Genomic DNA, 22,647 nt, shown 5'->3' on the forward strand with positions numbered 1-22,647 from the left:
GTTCAGACACGGCTATCGGCGCAGGATGACGAGCCAGGAGTGAAGGGTATATATGTGGGGCCCAAGAATTCGGCTCAGGGCATCGAGACTGGCCCAGGGGCAATAATCACTGGCTTGGTGGGTGGTATTGTTGCTGGTGCTGCTGGATACTATGGTGCCGACTGGATAGCAGATCACATCTATGAAAACTAAGATTATGGGCGTCTTGAGCCACTTGCTTGGGAGAAAGCAGGAGAAAAGCTCTCCTGATATAAAAGAAGTGTTCAAAGGTTCGGGTTATCTCAACGCACCAGAGAAAGCCTACACTGGCTACCCGGCGCCACTACCACCAGCCCCTTCCATTGAAGCTTATCTCGTTCGCTTCCTCGTTTCAGAAGATAGTCTGACGTTGCTCTTTCAAACCCTGGCTCAAGCTGGATATAAGGTGAGTCCTGAGCTCAATACGCAGGTTATAAATCACTCAGGGGATCCCTCAAGCAAGAAAGTCATGCTTTTTCAGCATCCTTCTTTTGCTGGAACGATAGTTTCGTTTGCCAGTGATGACCTGGATGTACTAGAAGCTATCCAGCAAACAAGGATAGAGCCACCACTTCCAGCAGACTCATTCCCATGGATTGCTCCCGAAGGCTTGGGCTCTTTGCAAGGAGACATTGAGTATTGGTGGACACATTTATGGTTACCGTTCTGGCTGTCATTGAGCCAAGAAAGGCAGTCTGCTTTGGATCTTGAGCCAGAGTGGCGTGAGTTCATTTTAATGCATCAACCCCATGATGCTCCGGCATCTGATCGCTGAATCGCTGCTGCCCAGCATTAATTCCCCCCAAGACGGCCATGGTCTGACCAACCTTGGCCTTTTCATGTTTGAAGCAGCGATGCAAAGATGGGCGTCGCACTTCGCAGTTGAATTCGCGAACCATTATTTTCCATATTCCGATTGAAAACGGCAGGATATTTATCCTGCCGTTGTTGTTTTCTTATCTCGCCGCCTGATCCACCAGATAGAGGATGCTGTGATAGGGAATGCCGGCGTGCTGGCTGAGCCCCATTTCGCAGGTGCGGCTGTTGCTGAATCCCTGCCGGCAATCCCTGGGCACCTGGGCGGGCAGGCTGGCAAGGGCGGCGGCGTTGAGCTCCGGGGTCATCAGCCCCTTGTCGCCGGCAAAGCCGCAGCACTGGATATGCTCAGGCACGATCACCTCGCGGGCACAGGCGCGGGCGACGCTGAGCATCGCCTCCCCCAGCCCCATGCGCCGACTGCTGCAGGTGATATGGAGCATGACGGTCTCATCGATGGGGGTCAGCTCAAGGTGGGGCAGCAGGTGTTCCAGCACAAAGGCAGAGGGCTCGAACACCCGCAGCCCCTTGCCGAGCGCACCCGAGAGCAGCCGCTGCACGCAGGGGCTGGTGTCGAGCAGCACGGGCCAGCGCCCCTGCTCGCTTGCCTGCCACAGGGCCTCGGCCAGCTCACTGCGCTTGGCTTCCGCTACCTCACTCAACCCCTTGCTGTCATAGGGCATGCCGCAGCAGAGCCCCTCAACTCTCGCCGGCACTATGACCCGGCAACCCGCCTTCTTGAGCAGGGATAACACCACCTCCGGCAGTGACGGAGCCTCTTCCTGCTGGCCGAATACCCGGCTGGCACAGGACGGCAGATAGACCACGGCGCGCTCGCTGGATCCGCCATGGGTCCCCTCCCCTTGCGGCCAGTGATAGCGGCTCGGCCCCGGCAGGGTCGGCAACCAGGCGGGTGTGCGCTGGCCGCTCAGATGGCGAACCCCGTTCACCAATCCTGCCAGCGCTTTTTCTCCCAGCAGCTTGCCGGCAATCCCTTTGAGGCCGAGAGCCCCACGGGCCGTGCGGGTAACGCCGGCGAAGTGATCGGCGCTCCAGCGGGCGATGGGCACGAAGCGCCGGTATTTGTCAGTGCGCAGCTTCTTGATGAGCGATCCGGTGTTGATGCCGACCGGGCAGCGATCGGCACAAAGCCCGGTCGCGGCGCAGGTGTCGATGCCCTGATAGTCAAACAGCCGGGCCAGCTGGTTGGAGGGCTCATCGGCACGATTGCGGCGGGCCAGTTCGCGATAGAGCACGATGCGCTGGCGCGGCGAGAGCGACAGGGTGCGCGAGGGGCAGACCGCCTCGCAAAAGCCGCACTCGATGCAGGGATCGACGATGGCATCGCTCGCCGGCATGGGCTTGAGATGGGCCAGGTGGGCGTTGGGGTCATCGTTGATGATAACGCCGGGATTGAGCAGGCCATCCGGGTCGAGCAGCGCCTTGATGCGGCGCATCAGCGCCATCCCCTCCGGCCCCCATTCGAGCTCCACATAAGGGGCCATGTTGCGGCCGGTGCCGTGCTCGGCCTTCAGCGACCCGCCAAAGCGCACTGCGACCAGCTCCGCCACCGCATCCATAAAGGCACCGTAGCGGGCCACCTGCGCCGGATCGTCGAACCCCTGGGTAAAGACGAAGTGCAGGTTCCCCTCCAGCGCGTGGCCGAAGATGATGGCCTCGTGATACTCAAACTCGTCGAACAGTTGCTGCAGCCCCGCCACCCCTTCGGCCAGACGCTCGATGGGAAAGGCGACATCCTCGATGATGACGGTGGTGCCGGTGGTGCGCACCGCCCCCACCGCCGGGAAGAGCCCCTTGCGAATGGCCCAGAGGCCGGCGCTCTCCGTGGTAAAAGGCACAGAGGCGACCTGAGCGAACTCGGCCGCCATGGCCATCACCTGCTCGCAGCGAGTCACCAGCTCTTCCTTCGACTCCCCATGCACCTCGACAAGCAGGGCGCAGGCCGCCAGGTCCAGGGTCTTGATAAAGCCCGGCAGACCGGGCTTGCCCGCGACCGAGCGAAGGGAGCGCCCATCCATCAGCTCCACCGCCGCCACCGGCGCAGCTTTCAGGCGCGAGGTGGCCAGACAGGCCTGCTCGGCGTCCCGAAACACCAGCAGGGCAGACGCCTTGTGGGGATATTCGGGTACGGTGTCGAGCACCACCTCGGCGATAAAGCCGAGGGTCCCCTCCGAACCGATCATCAGGTGGGTGAGGATATCGATGGGGTCCTCATGGTCGAGCAGGGCATTGATGGCGTAGCCGGTGGTGTTCTTGAGCCGGTACTTGTGGCGAATTTTGGCGGCAAGCTCGGCGCTCGCCAGCACCTCGGCGCGCAGGGCGGCGAGCCCCGTCAGCAGCTCCGGGCGCCTGGCCGCCAAGGCGGCGCGGCTGTGAGGATCGCTGCTGTCCAGCACGGTGCCATCGGCCAGCAGCAAGGTCATGGCGTGCAGGGTGTGATAGCTGTTGTGGGCGGTGCCGCAGCACATGCCGCTCGCGTTGTTGGCGGCGATGCCGCCGAGCTTGCAGGCGTTGATGGAGGCGGGATCCGGCCCAATCTTGCGCCCCAGAGGCGCCAGATAGCGGTTGGCATCGGCGCCGATCACCCCGGGTTGCAGGGCGATGCGGGCGCCCTCGTCCAGAATGCGGTGACCGCGCCAGCTATCAGTCAGGGTGATGAGCACCGAATCGCTCAGGGCCTGGCCCGAGAGGCTGGTGCCGGCGGCGCGAAAGGTGCACGGCAAATTCAATTCTCGGCACACCCCCAGCACGAAGCGCACCTCATCGAGAGAGTCGAGACGCACGATGCGCTCGGGCACCAGGCGGTAGAAACTGGCGTCCGTGCCGTGGGCGAGGCGCAAATCCGGATCGCTCACCAGCCGCTCCTGCGGGATGCGCGAGAGCACGGCGGCGTCAAACTGGTTCCAAAGCATCAGCAATCCTCCACCAGCACCACCAAGAGGCGGCTCGGGCCGTGGGCGCCGTAGGCCAGGGTCTGCTGGATGTCGGCGGTCTTGGAGGGGCCGGAGACCAGCAACAGATTGGTGGGCATGGCCTGCTGCCAGCGCCCGGTCGTCACCAGCCCCGCCAGGTTGTCGGCAATGGTGGAGGCCGCCAGCAGAGCGATATGGCAGGGGGGCACAAGGGACAAGGTGCGCGGCTCGCCGCCATCCGGCAGCAACACCAGCGTCCCGGTATCGGCGATGGCCCCCGCGCAGTGGGTGATGCCAACCTGACAAACGTCGAACAGATCGTCCTTCCAGCCGGCGAACTCCCCCGCCGGGGTCAACACAGAGCGCCCGGCGCAGGCGGCCGCGACCGCCGCCTGCCAGCGGCCGCCCTGGCCACAGGCCAGGCTCGTCACGCCTTCTTCATCCAGCCAGGCGCTCAGATCCCGGGCAAGGTTTGCCTCCTTGACGGTGAGGATCTCGGCGTGGCTGGCGGTGATCATGCCAAGGAAACGCTCGCGCCGCGCGTTGTCATCTACCCCGCGCCAGGGCTGCCAGGCGTGCGGGGCGTGGGCAATGGGGGTGGCGGCGCCGCGCAGGCGGTTCAAGATAGCCTCTTTGCTCGACATCTCAGGACTCCTTCTTCTTCTGGCGCAGCAGGGCGTGCAGGCTCTGGGGGGCGGGTTTGGGGGCCTCGCGGCACTGGGTCCAGGGGCCCAGGTGTTTGGGCATCAAGCCCCGCAGGCGACCGGCCACACCGGTCGCGGCGTGATAGAGGCGCGGATGGGTGGCGGCAAAGGCAAAGCCCTGCATGGCCAGGGTCTCGAGCCGGCTCTTGGCCGCCCCCTGCCCCGCCAGCGGTTCGTGACCGGGCTCTGCGTCGTGTTTGGCCTCCCGGCGCAGGCGCTGCAACATGTCGGGAATGGGGATGCGCACCGGGCACACCTCGCCGCAGGCGCCGCACAGGCTCGACGCCGTCACCAGATCCTGGGTGCTGTCGAGCCCCAGCAGGTGGGGGGAGATGATCTTGCCGATGGGGCCCGGGTAGATGGTGCCGTAGGCGTGGCCACCGATGCGGGTGTAGACCGGGCAGTGGTTCATGCAGGCGCCGCAGCGGATGCACTGCAGGGTCTTGCGCAGCTCCTCGTCCCGGTAGGCCTGGCTGCGGCCGTTGTCGAGCAGCACCAGGTGCACCTCGTCCGGGCCATCCAGCTCTCCTTCCCGGCGCGGGCCGCTGATGACGTTGAAATAGGTGGTGATGGCCTGGCCGGTGGCCGAACGGGTCAGGGCGCTGTAAAGGGGCGGCACGTCGCTGAAATATTCCACCACCTTCTCGATGCCGGTGATGGCCACGTGGACCTTGGGCACAGTCGTGCACATGCGTCCGTTGCCCTCGTTCTCGACGAGACAGAGGCTGCCAGTCTCCGCCACCGCGAAGTTGACGCCGGAGAGCCCCATGCCGGCGCGGCGAAACTCTTCGCGCAGGGCCCGCCGCCCGGTCTGGATCAGCGCGTCCACGTCGGTGGTGGGGGTGAAGCCTTCGAGGTTATGGGCGAAGGTGTCGCTCACCTCCTGCTTGTTCTTGTGGATGGCGGGCATGATGATGTGGGACGGGGTGTCGCCGTCGAGCTGGACGATAAACTCCCCCATGTCGCTCTCGAGGCAGCGGATGCCGTGGCGCGCCATCTCGTGGTTGAAGCCCACCTCCTCGCTCACCATGGACTTGCCCTTGACGATGGAGCTCACCCCATGCTGCTGGGCGATGCGAAGGATGATGGCGTTGGCCTCGGCCGGCGTCTGGGCCCAGTGCACTTGGATGCCGTTGCGCTCGCAGTTGGCTTCGAGCTGCTCCAGCAGTTCCGGCAGGCGCGAGAGGCAGCGCTGGCGAATTTGTTCGGCCGCATCGCGCACCGCCGCTTCTTCGGCGGGGTCGGCGAAGGCGTCCCGGCGCTTGCCGCGCAGGTAATCCATGGCGCCGCGAAAGTTCTGGCGCAGCACGGGGTCGGCCAGGGCCGCCTCGGCCTGGGGATGGAAGCGGCGCGGCGAATACTTGGCGTGATCACTCATGATGGGCCCCCTGTTTTTGCGCTTGCAAGCTCTGAGCCACCGGCTCGCTATGGGCGAGCAGGAAGCTCGCCAGATGGGTGGCGGGGAGCGTCTTGCCCTGATAGGCCAGGGATCCCTTGATGTTCAAGAGGCACCCCCAGTCTGCGCTCACCAGGGTATCGGCGCCGGTCGCCAGCAGGTGGCGGGTCTTGTCCTCCACCATGGCCTGGCTGATGTGGGGATGGCGCACCGAGAAGGTGCCGCCAAAGCCGCAGCACTCGCTCTCGTAGGCCTGCTCGTTCAGGGTCACGCCCTCGAGCTGCCCCAGCAGGCTGCGAGCCGTGGTGTGCACCTGCATCTCGCGCCGGGCCGAGCAGGAGGTGTGCATGACGATGCTCGCCTTCCCCACGGCGCGCCAGCGCACCCGGCAGACCCGGGCCAGAAACTCGGTGAGCTCGAACACCCGCTCGCAAAACGCTGTCACCTCGGGGCTGTCCGGGAAGAGGCGCGCATAGTGATGGTGCATCATGCCGCCGCAGGAGCCCGACAGCACCACCACCGGCCAGGGCTCGGGGAAGAGCGCCATCTGGCTTTGCGCCACCTTGCGCGCCTCCTCCTCGTGACCCGAGGTGTAGGCCGGTTGGCCGCAGCAGGTCTGCTTCTCGACAAAGTGCACCCTTATCCCTTCCCGCTCGATCAGGGCGATGGCATCGAGCCCCGCCACCGGGTCGAACAGGTCCACCAGACAGGTGGCGTAGAGATAGACATCGGCCGGCTTGGCCGGATAGACCCGCATTACCTTCATCACTTGCTCTCCTTTACTTCAACTGCAGCAGTGCGTCCGAGACATGGAAGCTGTACATGAGCGCCAACCCGATAAGGCCGGTGGCCAGCAGGTAGTAGAGGGTCGGCAGCGCGGTCTTGCGCAGCGTCGCCCCCTCGCGGCCCAAGAGGCCCACGGTGGCCGAGGCCGCCACCACGTTGTGGATGGCGATCATGTTGCCGGCGGCCGCGCCAACGGCTTGCAGCGCCAGCATGGCGGCAGTGGAGACCCCCAGGGTCTGCGCCACCTCGAACTGGAACTGGCTGAACATCATGTTCGACACCGTGTTGGAGCCGGCGATAAAGGCCCCCAGCGCGCCGATAGTAGCGCTCAGGGCCGGGAAGAACTCCCCGACGAGCCCGGCGGCAAAATTGGCGGTGGTCACCGGCATGCTGGCGAGATCCGCCCCGTTGACGCCGGAGTTGATGAAGATGCGCACCATGGGCACGGTGAAAATCAGCACGAAGCCGGCGCCGATCAGGGTGCGGCTGGACTCGCTCACGGCGCGGCCGAGGGGCGCCAGGGCGCGGGCCTGAATGAGGGTGGCGAGCAGGGCGCAGAACACCAGCAGGCCCCCCGGCAGGTAGAGCGGCTCAATGGAGGCGCTGACCCCCTTCTCACCCAAGAGGTCGGTGAAGGCGAGGCTCACCGACAACAGGCTTGCCTTGAACTCCGGGCTCACCCGGCTCGCCACCAGCAAGAGGGCCAGCGCCACATAGGGGAGCCAGGCCAGCATGAGCGACATGGGGCGGCCGGCAGCCTCTTTGAGATCGAGCTTGAGGGATCCCAACCACTCGGCGGGCCACTCTTTCTCGGGGGCGAAATCCCAGGTGTTCTTGGGCACCAGGAAGCCGCGACGCGCCGCCGTCACCACCAGAGCCAGCCCCACCAGGCCGCCGATGAGGGACGGGAACTCGGGGCCGAGCAGCATGCCGGTGAGGGCGTAAGGCACGGTGAAGGCGAGCCCGGCGAATATCGCGAACGGCAGGATGGAGAGCCCCTCGGTCCAGCTGCGGTTGCGGCCGAAGAAGCGGGTCAGCATCATCACCATCAGCACCGGCATCAGGGTGCCGACGGTGGCGTGAATGAGGGCCACGTTGGTGGTCACCTGCTGCAGGTAGATGTCCCAGCTGCTGCCGCCGGCACTCAGGGTGTGGCCGATGGCCTGGTTATCCAGCCCCTTGTTGATCCCCACCAGGATGGGGGTGCCCACCGCACCAAACGACACCGGGGTGGACTGGATCATCATGCCGAGCAGCACGGCAGCGAGCGCCGGGAAGCCGATGGCCACCAGCAGCGGAGCGGCGATGGCGGCCGGGGTGCCAAAGCCCGAGGCTCCCTCGATAAAGGCGCCGAAGCACCAGGCGATGATGATGGCCTGGATGCGCCGGTCCGGCGAGATATTGGTGAAACCGCCGCGAATGGCGCTGATGGCGCCGGTGTGCTTGAGGGTGTTGAGCATCAGGATGGCGCCGAACACTATCCAGAGCACGGTCACCGTGATGATGAGCCCCTGCAGGCTGGAGGCGAGCACCCGGGTCGGGCTCATCTGCCAGCCCCACAGGGCGATGAATACGGTCAGGAGAAAGGCGATGGGCATGGCGCGCTTGGCGGGCCAGTTGAGGCCGACCAGCAGCACGGCGGCCACCACGATCGGCGAGAAGGCCACCAGGGCCAACAGGGTGTCTGTCATCATTGCGTCCTTGTCCGAGCGGTGCAGAGGCGCACCTTGTTGTTGTTTTGTTAAGCGGACGTGACCTTACCCTGTTCTTTTTTCGCGATATATGGAAATAATGAACAACATTCGTTCCAAAAATCGATCAATATGGCCAGTACCGACGACCTCATTCTCTTCGCCCAGGTGGTGGAGGCCGGCTCCTTCAGCAAGGTGGCCGAGCAAAATTCCCTGACAAATTCAGTGGTTAGCAAGCGTATCGGGCGTCTTGAAGAGGAGCTCGGGGTGCAGCTGCTCTATCGCACCACCCGCCGGCTCACCCTGAGCGAGGCGGGCAAGGAGCTCTATCAGGGTGCCAAAAATGTGAAGGCCGCCGCACTGGACGCCTTCGACGCGGTGGCGGGATTCGGTGAAAAGGTGAGCGGTCATGTGCGGATGTCGGTGCCCACCATCTCCGGCGAGCTGCTGCTGGCCGATGCGGTGGCCGATTTTTGCCAGCAACACCCGGGGCTCACGGTGGAGATGTCGCTGGAGAATCGCTTCGTCAATCTGGTGGAAGAGGGGTTCGACCTGGTCATTCGCACCGGCTATCTGGATGACTCGAGCCTGATTGCCCGCCACATCCTCGACTCCCAGTGGGTGATCTGCGCCGCCCCCGCCTACGTGCGCCGCTTCGGGGCGCCGCGCGAGCCGTCAGACTTGCTCACCCACAACTGCCTGCGCTACGCCTACCAGAGCACGGGGGCCTCGGAGTGGGCCTTCAAGGGGGAACAGGGGGACTATCTGTTGTCGGTGTCGGGGAGCTTTTGCACCGACAACGCCGGGGCCCTGCGCAAGGCGGCGCTGGGGGGGCGCGGCATCGTCTACGTGCCGCGCTGTCTGGTCTATCACGACCTTATGAACGGGGATCTGGTGGACTTGTTTCCGGACCGGGTGGGCAAGAAGCTCGGGATCTACGCCGTCTACCCCTTCACCCGCCAACCGCCGCGCAAGATAAGGTTGCTTATCGAGCACATCCGCCAGCGCTACCTCGACATCGCCCACTACTTCGTGTGAGCAGGCTCGCGGCAACGCCTGGGGTCAGGAGGCAGGCTGTGTCCCCGCCTGGCGGGAGAGAAACGCCAGGGACTGGCGGTTGAAGAGCTCCGGCTGCTCCACGTTGCAGACGTGGCCGCACTTCTCGATGATCTCGAGCCGGCTGAAGGGGTCCCGGGCCACCTGCTCGCGCACCGGGGCGAGGAACATGTGATCCTCCTCCCCCATCACGTAGAGGGTGGGAATGGGCAGGGCCCGCTCGCGAAAATAACGCATAAGAGGATTCACCTCGGTGGCGAGGCGGAACCAGCGCTTGAACTCTTTCTGGCACAGCTTTCTGGCCTCGCGCACGAAGAGGTTGCGGGACTCCTGATGGTGCTGGCGCGGCATGATGATGAAGGCGAACAGGCGGTAGAGCCACATGTAGGGCAGGATGTGCTGACCGAGGCGCCCCAGCTGCACCAGCACCCGGGAGCGGATATCGAGGCGCAGGATGGCGCCGCCCAGCACCATGCTCTTGACCCGCTCCGGGCAGAGCTCCGCCAGGTGGCGGATGAGAATGGTACCGAGCGAAATGCCGACGAAGTGGGCATGGGGGATGCGCAGGTGATCCAGCAGACGCAGGATGTCCTCGGTCACCGCCCGGAAGCTGTAATGGCCCTTCACCACCTGCTGCAGCTGGTTCGACTGGCCGTGGCCGCGCAGGTCCAGCAACAGCACGTTGAAGTGCTCCCGGTAGGCGCGCAGCTGCTTGAACCAGATGGAGGAGCTGCCGCCTGCGCCGTGCACGAACACCACCCAATCCCGATCGGGACCCAGTTCAAAGGTCTTGTGGTACAACATCTCATGGGCTCCCGGGGTGATGGGGGGTATACTCGCCGCGCATATTAACAGATGGCTCACCCCGGTGAATATGCTTCCTCCATGATCGGACCAGAGCGGAGTCCTCCATGACACTCGTGCAATTGCGTGAATTTTTGCTCAGCCAGCCCGGCGCCACCGAGGACACCCCCTTCGGCCCGGAGTTCCTGGTCTATCGCATCGCCGGCAAGATGTTCGCCCTGGTGGACTGGCAGGCCGAGCCGCTCTCCATCAACTTGAAGTGCGAACCCGAGCTCGCCCTGCTGCTGCGGGAGATCCATCCCGAGGTCAAACCGGGCTGGCACATGAACAAGCAGCACTGGAACACCGTGACCCTGAGGGAGAGCCTGCCGGACGATCTCTGGCAGGGCTGGATAGTCCACTCCTACGAGCGGGTGGTGGCGGGTCTGCCCAAAGCCAGGCGGCCCCAGGCGCCGGCATCATCCGGTCAGGCAGGGTAGCGGGATGCCAGCGACGCGACAGAGGCGGATTGTCCCCCTGAACGAGCAGCACCTTCCTGCACTGCTGACCCTGTTCGAGCAGTCGGTGCGCCGCCTGGGCCCCGAACACTACAGCCCGGAGCAGGTGGAGCAATGGGCCCTGGGAGCCCATCATCCGGGGCTGGTGAGCCAGCTGCGCGAGCATCACGGCTGGGTCATCGAAGAGCTCAACCAGACAGGCCCCCTCCCCCTCGGCTTTGCCACGCTTAGCGATGACGGCCATCTCAGCCTGCTCTACGTGAGCGCGGATCACCAGCGCCAGGGGCTCGGCACCCAGCTGCTGGAGACGGTGCTCCTGGGCGCCGTCCGGCTTGGGTTGTCTCTTCTGACCACGGAGGCGAGCGCCTTCAGCCTCGCCCTCTTCCTGCGCCACGGCTTCGAGCTGGCCGGATTGGAAACCGTGGAGCGAGGCGGCGTCCGTTTTATCCGCCATCGCCTCTACTGCCGCTTGCCAAGCGGGGGGCAGCCACTAAAATACGCACCATTTCCTCAAGGCAATGGATAGAAGGCAGCCATCATGGTGGTAGAGAGCGACGGCTACATAGCGCTGGTCGAGTATCTGGTAGAGAGTCTGGGTCTGTTCGAGAGCCAGCAGCAGGGCAGCGGCACCCAGACCATCGAGGATCTGGTGAGCGGCCGGGTGGCCGAGAACCTGATGACCATCTGCGAGCAGAATCCCCAGCTCGATCCCAAGGTGCGCTTCATGATCATGCAGGAAGCCGACGCCGTGGTGGCCGATCTGGAGGAGGTGCTTTCCGCCGTCTGGCTGCGCGCCCCCACCCAGGAGCAGCACACCTTCCTGATGGAGTTCATCGATCTCATCAAGAACCTGTTCGACAGCACCATAGGCTAATCCCTTCCCGCTATCGCCCCAAGGCGTCCCCCAGATGACCCGATATGAAAAGGGCCGCCTCATCGGGCAGCCCTGCTTGCATTGTCAATTCATCGCGCTTGTGGGTGTAATGAATATCTGAGCAAAAAGTGTCTGGTCTTGGCTTCCATCCTTGGTAGCTACCTGTTGGTCAGCCAGGGTTCAGTTTAGTTCCCCGCAAAGGGACCTTTTTTTCCTTTTTCTTTCACACTTCTTTCAAAAATATGTCACGGGGGCCGGTTGGCCCCCGTGCGGCACGACCACGCCTCAGCGATTGAGGCTGGGGGGCAGGCAGACGCCGATGCCCCCCAGGCCGCAATACCCTTCCGGGTTCTTCTCCAGATATTGCTGGTGATAATCCTCGGCGTAGTAGAAGGGCGCCAGCGGCAGGACCCGGGTGGTGATGGTGCGCCCGTCACCGCTCGCGGTCATGGCCTGCTGGTAGGCGGCCAGGCTCTGCTGGGCGATCGCCTCCTGGGCGTCGTCCCCGAAGAAGATGACGGAGCGGTACTGGGTGCCGATGTCTCCCCCCTGGCGCATGCCCTGGGCCGGATCATGGTGCTCCCAGAACAGCTTGACGAGATCCCCATAGCTGATGACCCTGGGATCGAACACCACCTGCACCGTCTCGGCGTGACCGGTCAGCCCGCTGCACACCTCCTTGTAGGTGGGGTTGGGGGTCAGCCCCCCCTGATAACCGGCGGCGGTGGAGTAGACGCCCGGTTGCTGCCAGAACAGGCGCTCCACGCCCCAGAAACAGCCCATGCCAAACCAGGCCAGCTCCATTCCCTCGGGCCAGGGCCCCTGGGTAGGATGACCGTTGACTGCGTGCTGCTGGCCAATTTCCATCGCCTCGCGACGTCCCGGCAGCGCGTCTGCCGGTGAAATAATCTGCTCCATATGCCCTGTCCTTGTATAAAACCCCGCGCAATGCGGCTGACGAAAAGGAACACCGAAGATAACAGGTTCTTAGCCCGGATCAACCGAGGGCGCCAGCTTGCCGGCGGGAGCACAGTCCCGAGCCTCTCATCCCGCTCTCCGGCGCCCTGGTCAAAATCGCATCAAAAAAACACGACAGCAATATTTAGTCTTGATTTGTGAATTTATTTTCATATATTGAGCGAATTGCTGCTTTTTTATGGAATGACATACGTGCGTGAACGCGAACCCAGCCTGGTCCATGCCTTTCGGCAATCCACCCCCTATGTCAATGTGCATCGGGGCGCCACCTTCGTGCTGATGATCGGCGGGGAAGCCATCTGCCACCCCAATTTTGCCAACATCGTCAGCGACATCGCCCTGCTGCAGACGCTCGGCATTCGCCTGGTGCTGGTGTTTGGCTCGCGCCCGCAAAACGACGAGGCCCTGGCTCGCGCCGGCATCCAGGCCCAGTACCACAGACGGGTCCGGGTCACCGACGACGAGAGCTTCGCCATCATCAAGCAGGTGTGCGGCGGTCTGCAATACGACATTACCGCCCAGCTCTCCATGGGGCTGGCCAACACCCCCATGCAGGGGGCACGTATCAGCGTGGTGAGCGGCAACTTCGTCACCGCCCAGCCCCTCGGGGTGGATGAAGGCATCGATTTTTGCCACAGCGGCCGGGTGCGGCGCATCGACGTGGAAGGGATCACCCGCCAGCTGGATCAGCATGGCCTGGTGCTCATCTCCCCCATCGGCTGCTCGGTCACCGGCGAGAGCTTCAACCTGAGCTCGGAAGAGGTGGCCCGCCGGGTCGCGGTGGATCTCAAAGCGGACAAGCTCATCTGCTTCAGCAGCACCCAGGGGGTCATGGACAGGCACGGCGAGGCCATCTCCGAGCTCTTCCCCGAGCAGGCCGAGGAGCTGCTGGTGGAGCTGGAGCAGGCGGGCGAGGAGATGTCCGGTACCGCCCGCTACCTGCGCGCGGCCATCGCCTCCTGCCGGGGCGGCGTGCCCCGCTCCCACCTGGTGAGCTACCAGGATGACGGCGCCATGCTGCAGGAGCTGTTCAGCCGGGAGGGGCTCGGCACCCAGATCGTGCGGGAAAGCGCCGAGCGGGCACGGGCCGCCACCATAGAGGACATCGGCGGCATTCTCGACCTCATCCGCCCCCTGGAGGAGGAAGGGATCCTGGTGCGCCGCTCCCGGGAGCAGCTTGAGATGGAGATCGACAAGTTCACCATCATAGAGCGCGACGGCCTCATCATCGGCTGCGCGGCGCTCTACTGCTTCATGGAGGAGGCCATGGCCGAGATGGCCTGCGTCGCCATCCACCCGGAGTATCGCAACTCCAACCGGGGTGACACCCTGATCGCCAAGGTGGCCGAGCGGGCCAAGCGGCTCGGCATCCGCCGGCTGTTCGTGCTCACCACCCGATCCATCCACTGGTTCCGGGAGCGGGGCTTCGATCCCCTGGAGGTGGAGGATCTGCCGGTGGCGCGCCAACGGCTCTACAACTGGCAGCGTCGCTCCAAGGTTTTGTCCAAGACCATTTCGTAACTTGTTGATCTTGTGTCTGGTTGCCGTCAATTTTGTTCTTTTTTACAAACTCGATTGACAGTGCAATCAAGTGCAGGGTATTTCTACATGCACGCCACCTTCCCAGAAGGTGGCACCAGAAGAGGAGCGCTGCCCAGGCAGCCCAAGGGAGGACACCAGCGTCCGGTGAACTTGGGTCAGGGGGAGCAGCGCCGAGATGGGGCGGGTGACTGGACACCGCCACGTCGGCTGCGGGGGCTGAATCCCCCGGGTTGTCATCGGTAGTGGTCATCCCACAGGCATCCAGCCAGGATCCTTGCGGGATGGGCACCACGGGTGGAGTGCTTCTGGCCGGGATCCTTCGCTATTCCTGCCATTTTTTGCCTCCTCCTCTCTTTTGCCCGATGAAACCGGATTTTCACCTTGAGACAGGAGTATGCAATGAACCCGATCAACGTCGCCAAGTTTGGCGGAACCAGCGTCGCCGATGCCGCGGCCATGAACCACTGCGCCGACGTGGTGCTGGCCAATCCGGCGACCCGGGTGGTAGTGCTGAGCGCCAGCGCCGGCGTCACCAACCTGCTGGTGAGCCTGGCCCAGGGTGAACTGGACGAAGCCGAACAGGACGCCCAGCTCGACAAGCTGGCCGGGATCCAGCACGCCATCCTGGCCGCCCTTGGCAATCCGGCCGAGGTGAGCGCCCTCATTCACGCCCAGCTCGGCGAGATCCGCACCATGGCCCGTCAGGCCTGCCAGCACACCGACGCCGAACTCGCGGACAGGCTCATCGCCTGCGGCGAGCTGATGTCCACCCGCCTCTTCACCGAGCTCCTGCACCAGCGCGGCGTCAAGGCCCGGTGGCAGGATGCGCGCCAGCTGCTGCGCACCGACAGCCGCTTTGGCAAGGCGACCGTGGATCTTGCCGCCACCCGCGCCCTCTGCCAGCAGGCACTGGGCCCGGTTCTGGGGGAGAGCCTGATCATCACCCAGGGCTTCATCGGAGCCGACAGCCACGGCCGCACCACCACCCTGGGCCGTGGCGGCTCCGACTACAGCGCAGCCCTGCTCGCCGAGGCGCTGGATGCCGGCTCCATCGAGATCTGGACCGACGTCCCCGGCATCTACACCACGGATCCCCGCCTCGTCACCCGGGCCCGCCCCATCCCCGAAATCAGCTTCGTGGAGGCGGCCGAGATGGCCACCTTCGGCGCCAAGGTACTGCACCCGGCCACCCTGCAGCCGGCCCTGCGCCAGGACATCCCGGTGTTCGTCGGCTCCGCCAAGGATCCCGCCGCTGGCGGCACCTGGATCCGCGCCACCACCAGCAGCACCCCGCTGTTCCGGGCCGTGGCCCTGCGCCGCCAGCAGGTGCTGGTGACCCTGCACAGCCTCAACATGTTCCACGCTTACGGCTTCCTGGCCGAGGTGTTCAGCATCCTGGCCCGTCACCGCATCTCGGTGGACCTCATCACCACCTCCGAGGTGAGCGTGTCCCTGACCCTGGATCACACCGGCAGCCAGAGCAACGGCGAGCCCATCCTCAACGACAAGGTGCTGGCGGAGCTCGGCCAGCTGTGCAAGGTGGAGGTGGAGACCGGCTTCGCCCTGGTGGCGCTCATCGGCAACCGCATGAGCGAGGCGACCGGGGTCGGCAGCCAGGTGTTCGACGCCATCCGCGAACACAACATCCGGATGATCTGCTACGGCGCCAGCGCCCACAACCTCTGCTTCCTGGTGAAGGAGAGCGAAGCGGGCCACATCGTCAACTGCCTCCACCGGGAGCTGCTCGACTGACTCAGCCCTGCTGGGTGACGGGATAAATGAAAAGAGGGGCGCCGATGCGCCCCTCTTTCATATTGCCAGCCCTATGATCGCGAGGACGGCAGCAGGTTGGCCCGGATCTGCTCGCGCAGGTCCCCCAGCCGCAGTAGCAAGCCGGCCTGATCCAGCCCCGCCTCGTCGGGCCCCAGGTTCTCGGCAAGCGCCGGGAAGTGATCCCGCACCGCCTGCTCCAGCCAGTCGAGGCGGCGCAGTGTCGTCGGGGTGCAGCTCTTGCCGCCCAGATCGTCCAGGATGTCGAGCCGGTGGCTGCGGTACATGTCCCGCCACCAGTTGGCGGCAAGCGCCTCGTCGCTCGCGAGCGCCGCACTCCACTCCCCCACCAGCCCCTGGATGCGGGCCAGCACGGAGGCACTCGCCCCCTCCCGGTTCAGATACTGCAGCTCCCCCCTGGCCCAGGCGAGGCAGAGCTCGCGCCAGTGGCGAAACAGCGGCAGGGGATCGGCCTCGTCCAGCCAGAGTCCGGACAGGGTACGGGTCTCCAGCCGCTCGGGCACATGAAACTCGGGGTCGGCCAGGCCGTTGGAGTTGAACTCGTGCAGGGGATCGAAGGGCCACATGTAGCCAAAGTCGAACACCGAGACCTGCTGGCCGTCGTCGAGCAGATTACCCGGGCTCGGATCCCAGTCAAACCAGCCCCAGCGGGCCAGCTCTGCCTCCACCGCCAGCATCTGCGCCAGATTGCGCTTGCAGAGCTGGCGCACCGGCTCCCCCCTCAGCCAGGGAGAGACCAGCACCCCGGCCCGGGCAGAGCCGAAACTGGTGCAGACCACGTTGGAGAGGATGGTAGGGTGCAGCTCGCGCAGGCTCTCTATCTCGCGGCGGCGCTCCAGCTCGGTGAGAAAGGCGGTCTTGCCGTCCACATTGGCCACCAGGGAGTCCTTTCTGCGCCGCTTCAGACACCAGTGATGGCCCTCCACCTTGAGGTGAAACACCTCGGCGGTCAGTCCGTGACCATAGCACTTGATCACATCCGGGTGATCCCCGGTCAGCCTGATGAGCTGGGCCAGGGGCAGGGGGCAGTCCCGTTCACGCCCGATCCGGATCTCTTCCTTGCTCTCCAGCATCTGGAGCAACCTGGCCTGACGCGCCTCAACCTTGGGATTCATACATGTACCTCCAACCGTTGTTGAGAGACTAAACAGCACAACGGCGGCAAACCAGCGACAAAGCATCATGATGACGCTTTCATCACAGAATGAGTGCCCCTGCCGGATCGGGATCACAATTTGCAAGGTCTCACCTTCACGGAATATTCATCCCGTTGTCATTAAATTGACATCGCGGAACAAGCCCAGCACCATCGGGTCAAAATAGAGGCAGCCATTGCTGCCATGACAGCTCCAAGGATGAGCCCTTATGAATGCCCTCGTCTCCGGTCGCAGCCCCTCCCCTTCCCGGCCCCTGGCCGGGTTGCTGCTTGGTGTGCTGAGCACCCTGCTGCTGCTGACCCTCGCCCTCCCCGTGCTCAGCCCCGTCAGCTGGCTCGGGCGCGCGCAACCCCTGATCCTGGGCCCGGCGGATCAGCCGCTGGCCACCCTCAACCGCTACAGCCTGCTCTACAAGAGCGACAGCCGGGGTCTCTATCTGGTGGTGCGCAGCCAGTGGCAGCTGCTCAAGCCCCTGCAGGAGGGGGACAAGGTCCGGGTCGAGCTGCTCAACGACAGGGGCGTACGAATCGATCAGCTGAGCCAGGCGGTGGCGAAACGCCAGAAGTGCCGCCAGGAGCGCTGCACCCTGGAGCTCAACAGCGCCCTGCGCGCCCCCGACGATGCCCTGGACAGCCGCTACCAGCTGCGCATCGGCCTGCTGCTCACCGACCGGCCCGAGAGCGCCGAGTACAGCCAGATCCTGCAGACCCTGCCGGAGCGCGGGTTCAACCTGACCTATCTGATGACCAGCCTGCTGCTGGTGTTGCTGATCAGCGCCGCCGTGCTCAGGGTACTGATGCCACGACTGCGCCGCAGCTACCGCTCCCGGATCCTTGGCAGCCTGCTGCTCGGCAACCTCACCTTCGTGCTGCTGCACGGCTTCGTGGTGTTCAAGCTGGGGGAATTCCTGTTCTGGTCGGGCTTTCGTCCCGAGCACTACTACCTCGCCTGGGGCAGCATGGTGCTGGGGTGGAGCCTCTGCGCCCTCGCGGGCTTCAACCTCTACATGGGACTGGTGTTCACGGCCCTGTCGGGCATAGGCCTGCTCGCCAACTTCATGAAGATCGCCATCTACGGGGTGCCGCTCGGGGGGGACGATCTCGGCAATCTGATGGCCCTGCTCCACATCCTGCTCGATCAGCACCCCGTGTTGCCGGTGCTGGCCGTGCTGGGGCTCGTGTTCCTGTGCTGGCGTTTCGCCCTGTCGCGCTGGCTCCTGCGCACGGCCGCCGCCACCGCGGCCTTCTTCGCCCTGTGCGTGTTCGCGACCCAGACCAGCAACAAGCTGCTGGGCGCCAACATCCGTTACGTGGACAGGGCGGTGAACTACCACAGAGACATCATCCGTGCCGGTCCCGGACTCTATCTCTTCAATCTGGTGGACGAGATGCTGCAAAGCGGCAACGTCTTCCGCTACCCCCTGCAGATCAACGAGCGTACCCCCGAGCTGAGCCAGCCGGCCCAGAGCGAGCCGCCCCGCTTCGATCTGGTGATCGTGCTGCAATACGAATCCCTCTGGCTCGACTGGCAGGGCAAGATCTGCGCCCCCGCCCCCACCCTGGCCCTGCCCGCCGGGGTCGCCCAGTGGCACAAGACCATCCACTCCCCCACCACGGGGGGCATGACGGTGCTGGCGGAGTTCGAGATGAACACCGGCCTGCCCGTGGGCCTGCTCAAGCAGGGGGTGGTGCCCTACTACTACCTCTCCGAAAAGGTGCCGGGCCTGGCCCAGAGCGCGAAGCAGAGCGGCTACCAGACCCTGTTCGCCCACCCCTATGTGGAGAAGTTCTGGGGCCGCGCCAAGGCGATTCCGGCGCTCGGCTATGAGGAGCGCTGGTTCGACACCCGCTTCACCACCCTCGAACACAAGGGGCTCTACATCTCCGACGATGCCCTCATCGATCACCTGCTAAAACGCACGGCCCAGGACGACAGCCCCCTCTTTGCCTACGCCGTTACCATGCAGGGGCACGGCCCCTTCGACGGGGATCGCTACCGGGCCCAGCAGATCGACAGAGCCTGCCCGGATCAGAGCCCGGCCGACCGGCAACTGCTCAACACCTACTACACCGGGGTGGTGGATGCCATGGCCTCCCTCGAGCGCCTGCTCAAGGCCCTGGACGGTTCCGGCAAGCGCTATCTGGTGGTGGCCTTCGGCGATCACCAACCCTTCCTGATGTCGGCGGGCAAGGGTATTCACGGCGCCAAGCCGCCCCGCGATGCCGCCTACCAGATCCCCATGATGGCCTTCACCCGCGCCGATGGGGGGCTGGACCTGGCCCGCCAGTTCGCCCCGGTGCGCCAGCTCTACCAGATGGGTCAGGCCACGAGGCAACTGCTGGCGGGCGACCTCGCCCCCATCCAGGATCAACCCCTGCTCCACCCCGTGCTCGGGGAGGAGAAGGGCTTCGACCCCTCCCCCCTGGTGCCCCAGATCCGCGCCAGCTTCCGGGCCGACGCCCTGCCCTGATCCGTTTTCACTGGAACAGAGACAAAAAGAGGTCGCCAAGGCGACCTCTTTGCATATTGAGCACGGCTTGGCGGCTCAGTCACCAAGCCAGGACTCGCACAGGGTGAGGCACTGGGCATCGAGATCCAGCTCGGCCTCGATGCCAAGTGGCAGGGTCAGCATGGGGTGGGTATGGGCACAGTCAAACTCCGCCAGTATGGGGAAGGTCGGCTCCCCCACCACCTCCAGCAGGATATCCAGCGGTCGTCTGCCACTGCCCTGGCTGTCGAACAGTTCGTGCTTGCCGAGAATAAGGCCCCCGATACGTTCGAACACGCCGCACAGCTTGAGGTGGGAAAAAGATCGCTCCACCGTCTCCGCCGACTTGAGGCTGTCTTCCAGCAGCAGAATGTCACCCCTCCCGATCGCCGGCATGTAAGGAGAGCCCCAGATCCCCGCCAGCGTGTTGAGGTTGCCGCCGATCAGCCGGCCCCGCACCCGGCCAGTGCCCATCGAGATCAGCCGGTTGGGCCGGCACTGCTTGGCCCGGGTCTGGTTTTCCCAGTCGAGCCGCTCGTCAGTCCAGTGCGCCGGGGTCGGCAAGGTGTGGGGCAAGGAAGCGCCCCCCGCCAGACAGATCTGGCGAAACCCGGCCAGGGTTTCATCCACCAGTGGCGATAGCTCGCCAAAGGAGGCCACCAGGGCTGGACCATAAAAGGTAACCAGCCCGGTCCGGGCGTGGATGCCAAGCAGCAGGGCCGTCACGTCCGAGTAACCGACGATGATCTTGGGATCCCGTCGCAGCGCCTCGAAGTCGAGATAAGGAAGCAGCGAGTTCGAGTTGCTGCCACCGATCACCGACATGATGGCACGCACCTCGGGATCCCGGATGAGGGCGTTGAGTTCCTCGGCCCGCGCGGCGATGGCGCCGGAACGCCAGTGATCGCGCTGCCCGGTGAGGCTCCCCGCCTTGAGTCTGAAGCCCTGCCCTTCCAGAAACGCCCTGGCACGGGCAAAGCGATGGGGAGCCCAGGCAGTGGCCGCACTGGAAGGGGAGAAAAAGCCCAGGGAGTCACCGGGTTTGAGCCCGGCGGGTTTGAGAAGATCCATGGCTGACAATCGGTCCTGATGATCTGGTCGCCGGTATCCTCATGACCCGGCATAGGGTTTCATCCTAATCCAGATACTTTCTTCCCAACAAGGGACAGCGCCCCATGTCAGGCGCCCCGGGGGATGGACAAGCCCCCCTTGCTTCCAGCGCGAGACAGGGAGCCCCTGGAGGTTCGCCACCATCAAAAAAGCCGATCATCCGATCGGCTTTGCGGGTTGGCCGGCGGCGCCGTCATACCACCACGGCGGTGCCGCTGATGCTCACCATCAGCATGCTGCCGTTTTGCCCCACCACCTCGTAGTCGAGGTCGATGCCGACCACGGCGTTGGCCCCCAGGGCCCGTGCACGATCCTTGAGCTCCTCGAAGGCGATTTCCCGGGCCCGGGCCAGCTCCTTCTCATAGGCGCCGGAGCGCCCGCCGATGATGTCGCGAATGCCGGCGAACAGGTCCTTGAACACGTTGGCGCCGAGGATGGCCTCGCCCACGACGATGCCGCGATACTCGCGAATGGGCTTGCCCTCGAGGGCGGGGGTGGTGGAAAGAATCATGGGATCTCCTGTGGTTTCATCGGCACGCACGAGGCGCATTGAACTGCATGCTAGCAGGGGTGGCGCGCCGGGATAAGTCCTCCCCCCCACCCGGCCTCCCCCATAATGGGCAAATTTGGAAACAAGTGCTTGATTCAGCGCTCAAAAGAGTACCTATAATCCCATGTCACGCATTTTTTCTATCCATGTCACCACGCCATGGTCACACAGGGAGTACGACACAGATGAACAAGAACGATGCAAAAAAATTCAGGATGGGACGACCCCTGTGGCTGTTGCCACTGGGCATGATCGTGACGACCGCCAGCCAGGCCGGCGGCCTCTATCTGTACGAGACGGGAACGGACGATGTCGGCCTTGCCTCTGCGGGCATGGCCGCGAGGGCGCAGGATGCCACCGTGCAGTTCATGAACCCGGCGGGCCTGAGCCACCTGCAGGGGCGCCACCTTACCATGGGGGGGCAGCTCCTCTACGGGGACGTCCCCTTCGATCTCGATGACCCTGCCTACGATGATGTCGACACCGTGGTGGGCTGGTTCCCCTCCGCCTCCCTCTACTACAGCCAGCAGCTCGACGACCGCTGGACCCTGGGCCTGGCCACCTATGGCAACTACGGCATGGGGCTCGACTTCGGAGGCTGGGAGGGGCAACAGCTGGTGAAGGAGGCCACCCTGATGGCCCTGACGATGCAGCCTGGCATCGCCTACCGCATCGATGATCACTGGTCCCTGGGGGCGGCCATGGGCATCAACTACGGCCTGTTCGCCCTCAAGCGCGAAACGGGTTCCGGTGAGCAGAAGCTGGATGACACCGACTGGGCGCTCAATGGCAAGTTCGGGATCCTCTATGAACTCGACCAGCGCACCCGCTTCGGCCTCGCCTACAGCAGTCGGGTCAAGTATCACTTCGACGTCCAGACCCGGGTTACCCTGCAGCGACCCAACCTGCCCGACGTCTCGACCGAGCTGCCCCTCTCCGGCATGGTCAACACCCCGCAGCAGGTGATGCTGAGCGGCTACCACGAGTTCGCCCCCGACTGGGCCATCATGGGGAATCTGGGCTGGCAGGACTGGAGCGAGTACAACAAGAATCACGTCACTCTCTTTGGCCGCGATACCGCGGACAAGGCGCTCTTCCAGGATACCTATCACGTCGCCCTGGGGCTGCAGCACGTACTGACGTCCCAGTGGACGCTCAATGGCGGCGTCGCCTATGACACCAGCGTCTATGAGGATCAGGATGACACCACCCTCACCATCCCGAGCGGCGCCGCCATCCGCCTCGGGGTCGGGGCCAGGTATGCCCTCAGTGCCCAGGAGAGCATAGGGGCCTCTATGGAGTACCTCACCCAGGAAGATTCCTATGTGCAGGGCAACGATCTCTCCGGCCGATATGACGACGGGCGGTTCTACTTCTTCGCGGTCAACTACAGCAAGACATTCTGAACCCGCCCAGCCCGTTCCGGCAGGGCGCCAATAGCAAGAGGGAGGCATAA

At 64.4% G+C, this 22,647-nt stretch carries 19 protein-coding genes and 1 riboswitch; of the genes, 9 read left to right on the plus strand and 10 right to left on the minus strand.

The window, feature by feature from the left end:
• Positions 1–181 precede the first annotated feature (181 nt).
• Complete coding sequence (locus tag BN1136_RS20115; protein ID WP_077096866.1) at positions 182–793, plus strand: hypothetical protein; 612 nt, start codon at positions 182–184, stop codon at positions 791–793.
• A gap of 181 nt (positions 794–974) precedes the next feature.
• Here the strand turns inward: BN1136_RS20115 and BN1136_RS01985 are convergent, their stop codons facing one another.
• Genes BN1136_RS01985 through BN1136_RS02005 form a run of 5 tightly spaced genes read right to left on the minus strand, consistent with a single transcriptional unit; the run spans position 975 to position 8,344 of the window.
• A complete protein-coding gene (locus BN1136_RS01985) occupies positions 975–3,767 on the minus strand; it encodes an FAD-binding and (Fe-S)-binding domain-containing protein (protein WP_043761288.1) in 2,793 nt (930 codons plus the stop codon).
• Positions 3,767–4,411: a LutC/YkgG family protein gene (locus BN1136_RS01990; protein ID WP_043761290.1), complete on the minus strand. Its 645-nt coding sequence runs from the start codon at positions 4,409–4,411 to the stop codon at positions 3,767–3,769. The genes BN1136_RS01985 and BN1136_RS01990 overlap by 1 nt, the downstream gene beginning before the upstream one ends.
• 1 nt (position 4,412) lies before the next feature.
• Positions 4,413–5,849 carry a LutB/LldF family L-lactate oxidation iron-sulfur protein gene (locus BN1136_RS01995; RefSeq protein ID WP_043761292.1) on the minus strand — a complete coding sequence of 479 codons (1,437 nt, stop codon included), beginning with the start codon at positions 5,847–5,849 and terminating at the stop codon, positions 4,413–4,415.
• Positions 5,842–6,633, minus strand: coding sequence for a (Fe-S)-binding protein (locus BN1136_RS02000; RefSeq protein WP_081843768.1), 792 nt, complete (start codon positions 6,631–6,633; stop codon positions 5,842–5,844). The genes BN1136_RS01995 and BN1136_RS02000 overlap by 8 nt, the downstream gene beginning before the upstream one ends.
• Positions 6,634–6,646: 13 nt before the next feature.
• On the minus strand, positions 6,647–8,344 hold the full coding sequence (locus BN1136_RS02005) for an L-lactate permease (RefSeq protein WP_043761294.1): 1,698 nt from the start codon (positions 8,342–8,344) through the stop codon (positions 6,647–6,649).
• A 60-nt stretch (positions 8,345–8,404) separates the two neighbouring features.
• Between BN1136_RS02005 and BN1136_RS02010 the strand changes: the two genes are divergently transcribed.
• On the plus strand, positions 8,405–9,382 hold the full coding sequence (locus tag BN1136_RS02010; protein WP_081843769.1) for a LysR family transcriptional regulator: 978 nt from the start codon (positions 8,405–8,407) through the stop codon (positions 9,380–9,382).
• Positions 9,383–9,406: 24 nt separating this feature from the next.
• Here BN1136_RS02010 and BN1136_RS02015 read toward each other — a convergent pair whose 3' ends face one another.
• Positions 9,407–10,204 (minus strand): alpha/beta fold hydrolase, encoded by a 798-nt coding sequence (locus BN1136_RS02015; protein WP_043761298.1) that lies wholly within the window; start codon positions 10,202–10,204, stop codon positions 9,407–9,409.
• Positions 10,205–10,311: 107 nt separating this feature from the next.
• On the opposite strand from BN1136_RS02015, the gene BN1136_RS02020 reads away from it, so the two are divergent.
• The 3 genes from BN1136_RS02020 to BN1136_RS02030 are packed head-to-tail and all read left to right on the plus strand — an operon-like array spanning position 10,312 to position 11,575.
• On the plus strand, positions 10,312–10,683 hold the full coding sequence (locus BN1136_RS02020) for an MmcQ/YjbR family DNA-binding protein (RefSeq protein ID WP_043761300.1): 372 nt from the start codon (positions 10,312–10,314) through the stop codon (positions 10,681–10,683).
• 4 nt (positions 10,684–10,687) lie between these two features.
• The gene (locus BN1136_RS02025) at positions 10,688–11,227 is read left to right on the plus strand and encodes a GNAT family N-acetyltransferase (protein WP_043761302.1); all 540 of its coding nucleotides are present in this window, start codon (positions 10,688–10,690) and stop codon (positions 11,225–11,227) included.
• 12 nt (positions 11,228–11,239) lie between these two features.
• Positions 11,240–11,575 (plus strand): DUF3802 family protein, encoded by a 336-nt coding sequence (locus BN1136_RS02030; RefSeq protein ID WP_043761304.1) that lies wholly within the window; start codon positions 11,240–11,242, stop codon positions 11,573–11,575.
• Positions 11,576–11,860: 285 nt separating this feature from the next.
• Here the strand turns inward: BN1136_RS02030 and msrA are convergent, their stop codons facing one another.
• Positions 11,861–12,493 (minus strand): peptide-methionine (S)-S-oxide reductase MsrA, encoded by a 633-nt coding sequence (gene msrA, locus BN1136_RS02035; protein ID WP_043761305.1) that lies wholly within the window; start codon positions 12,491–12,493, stop codon positions 11,861–11,863.
• A gap of 252 nt (positions 12,494–12,745) precedes the next feature.
• Here msrA and argA point away from each other — a divergent pair, with 252 nt between their 5' ends.
• Positions 12,746–14,074 (plus strand): amino-acid N-acetyltransferase, encoded by a 1,329-nt coding sequence (gene argA / locus BN1136_RS02040; protein ID WP_043761436.1) that lies wholly within the window; start codon positions 12,746–12,748, stop codon positions 14,072–14,074.
• Positions 14,075–14,185: 111 nt separating this feature from the next.
• Positions 14,186–14,408, plus strand: a riboswitch (Lysine riboswitch).
• Positions 14,409–14,494: 86 nt separating this feature from the next.
• Positions 14,495–15,847, plus strand: a complete 1,353-nt coding sequence (gene lysC, locus BN1136_RS02045) for a lysine-sensitive aspartokinase 3 (RefSeq protein WP_043761307.1) — start codon at positions 14,495–14,497, stop codon at positions 15,845–15,847.
• A 71-nt stretch (positions 15,848–15,918) separates the two neighbouring features.
• Here the strand turns inward: lysC and BN1136_RS02050 are convergent, their stop codons facing one another.
• Positions 15,919–17,001: a protein kinase family protein gene (locus BN1136_RS02050; RefSeq protein WP_043761309.1), complete on the minus strand. Its 1,083-nt coding sequence runs from the start codon at positions 16,999–17,001 to the stop codon at positions 15,919–15,921.
• Between the two features lie 250 nt (positions 17,002–17,251).
• Between BN1136_RS02050 and BN1136_RS02055 the strand changes: the two genes are divergently transcribed.
• A complete protein-coding gene (locus BN1136_RS02055; RefSeq protein WP_043761311.1) occupies positions 17,252–19,513 on the plus strand; it encodes an LTA synthase family protein in 2,262 nt (753 codons plus the stop codon).
• 75 nt (positions 19,514–19,588) lie between these two features.
• Here the strand turns inward: BN1136_RS02055 and BN1136_RS02060 are convergent, their stop codons facing one another.
• The gene (locus tag BN1136_RS02060) at positions 19,589–20,602 is read right to left on the minus strand and encodes a S66 family peptidase (protein WP_043761313.1); all 1,014 of its coding nucleotides are present in this window, start codon (positions 20,600–20,602) and stop codon (positions 19,589–19,591) included.
• Positions 20,603–20,834: 232 nt separating this feature from the next.
• Entirely contained in the window at positions 20,835–21,152 is a 318-nt protein-coding gene (locus tag BN1136_RS02065; protein ID WP_043761315.1) for a heavy metal-binding domain-containing protein, read from the minus strand.
• 224 nt (positions 21,153–21,376) lie between these two features.
• Between BN1136_RS02065 and BN1136_RS02070 the strand changes: the two genes are divergently transcribed.
• Positions 21,377–22,597, plus strand: a complete 1,221-nt coding sequence (locus BN1136_RS02070; RefSeq protein WP_160171618.1) for an OmpP1/FadL family transporter — start codon at positions 21,377–21,379, stop codon at positions 22,595–22,597.
• The last annotated feature ends 50 nt before the right edge of the window (positions 22,598–22,647 follow it).

This window comes from Aeromonas taiwanensis, assembly GCF_000820165.1.
In the GTDB taxonomy this organism is placed as follows: domain Bacteria; phylum Pseudomonadota; class Gammaproteobacteria; order Enterobacterales; family Aeromonadaceae; genus Aeromonas; species Aeromonas taiwanensis.

Excerpts from the sequence above, each read along its gene's own strand:
- BN1136_RS20115 (WP_077096866.1), top strand. The coding sequence starts at position 182 with ATGAAAACTAAGATTATGGGCGTCTTGAGCCACTTGCTTGGGAGAAAG.
- BN1136_RS01985 (WP_043761288.1), bottom strand. The coding sequence starts at position 3,767 with ATGCTTTGGAACCAGTTTGACGCCGCCGTGCTCTCGCGCATCCCGCAG.
- BN1136_RS01990 (WP_043761290.1), bottom strand. The coding sequence starts at position 4,411 with ATGTCGAGCAAAGAGGCTATCTTGAACCGCCTGCGCGGCGCCGCCACC.
- BN1136_RS01995 (WP_043761292.1), bottom strand. The coding sequence starts at position 5,849 with ATGAGTGATCACGCCAAGTATTCGCCGCGCCGCTTCCATCCCCAGGCC.
- BN1136_RS02000 (WP_081843768.1), bottom strand. The coding sequence starts at position 6,633 with ATGAAGGTAATGCGGGTCTATCCGGCCAAGCCGGCCGATGTCTATCTC.
- BN1136_RS02005 (WP_043761294.1), bottom strand. The coding sequence starts at position 8,344 with ATGACAGACACCCTGTTGGCCCTGGTGGCCTTCTCGCCGATCGTGGTG.
- BN1136_RS02015 (WP_043761298.1), bottom strand. The coding sequence starts at position 10,204 with ATGTTGTACCACAAGACCTTTGAACTGGGTCCCGATCGGGATTGGGTG.
- BN1136_RS02020 (WP_043761300.1), top strand. The coding sequence starts at position 10,312 with ATGACACTCGTGCAATTGCGTGAATTTTTGCTCAGCCAGCCCGGCGCC.
- BN1136_RS02025 (WP_043761302.1), top strand. The coding sequence starts at position 10,688 with ATGCCAGCGACGCGACAGAGGCGGATTGTCCCCCTGAACGAGCAGCAC.
- BN1136_RS02030 (WP_043761304.1), top strand. The coding sequence starts at position 11,240 with ATGGTGGTAGAGAGCGACGGCTACATAGCGCTGGTCGAGTATCTGGTA.
- msrA (WP_043761305.1), bottom strand. The coding sequence starts at position 12,493 with ATGGAGCAGATTATTTCACCGGCAGACGCGCTGCCGGGACGTCGCGAG.
- lysC (WP_043761307.1), top strand. The coding sequence starts at position 14,495 with ATGAACCCGATCAACGTCGCCAAGTTTGGCGGAACCAGCGTCGCCGAT.
- BN1136_RS02050 (WP_043761309.1), bottom strand. The coding sequence starts at position 17,001 with ATGAATCCCAAGGTTGAGGCGCGTCAGGCCAGGTTGCTCCAGATGCTG.
- BN1136_RS02055 (WP_043761311.1), top strand. The coding sequence starts at position 17,252 with ATGAATGCCCTCGTCTCCGGTCGCAGCCCCTCCCCTTCCCGGCCCCTG.
- BN1136_RS02060 (WP_043761313.1), bottom strand. The coding sequence starts at position 20,602 with ATGGATCTTCTCAAACCCGCCGGGCTCAAACCCGGTGACTCCCTGGGC.
- BN1136_RS02065 (WP_043761315.1), bottom strand. The coding sequence starts at position 21,152 with ATGATTCTTTCCACCACCCCCGCCCTCGAGGGCAAGCCCATTCGCGAG.
- BN1136_RS02070 (WP_160171618.1), top strand. The coding sequence starts at position 21,377 with ATGAACAAGAACGATGCAAAAAAATTCAGGATGGGACGACCCCTGTGG.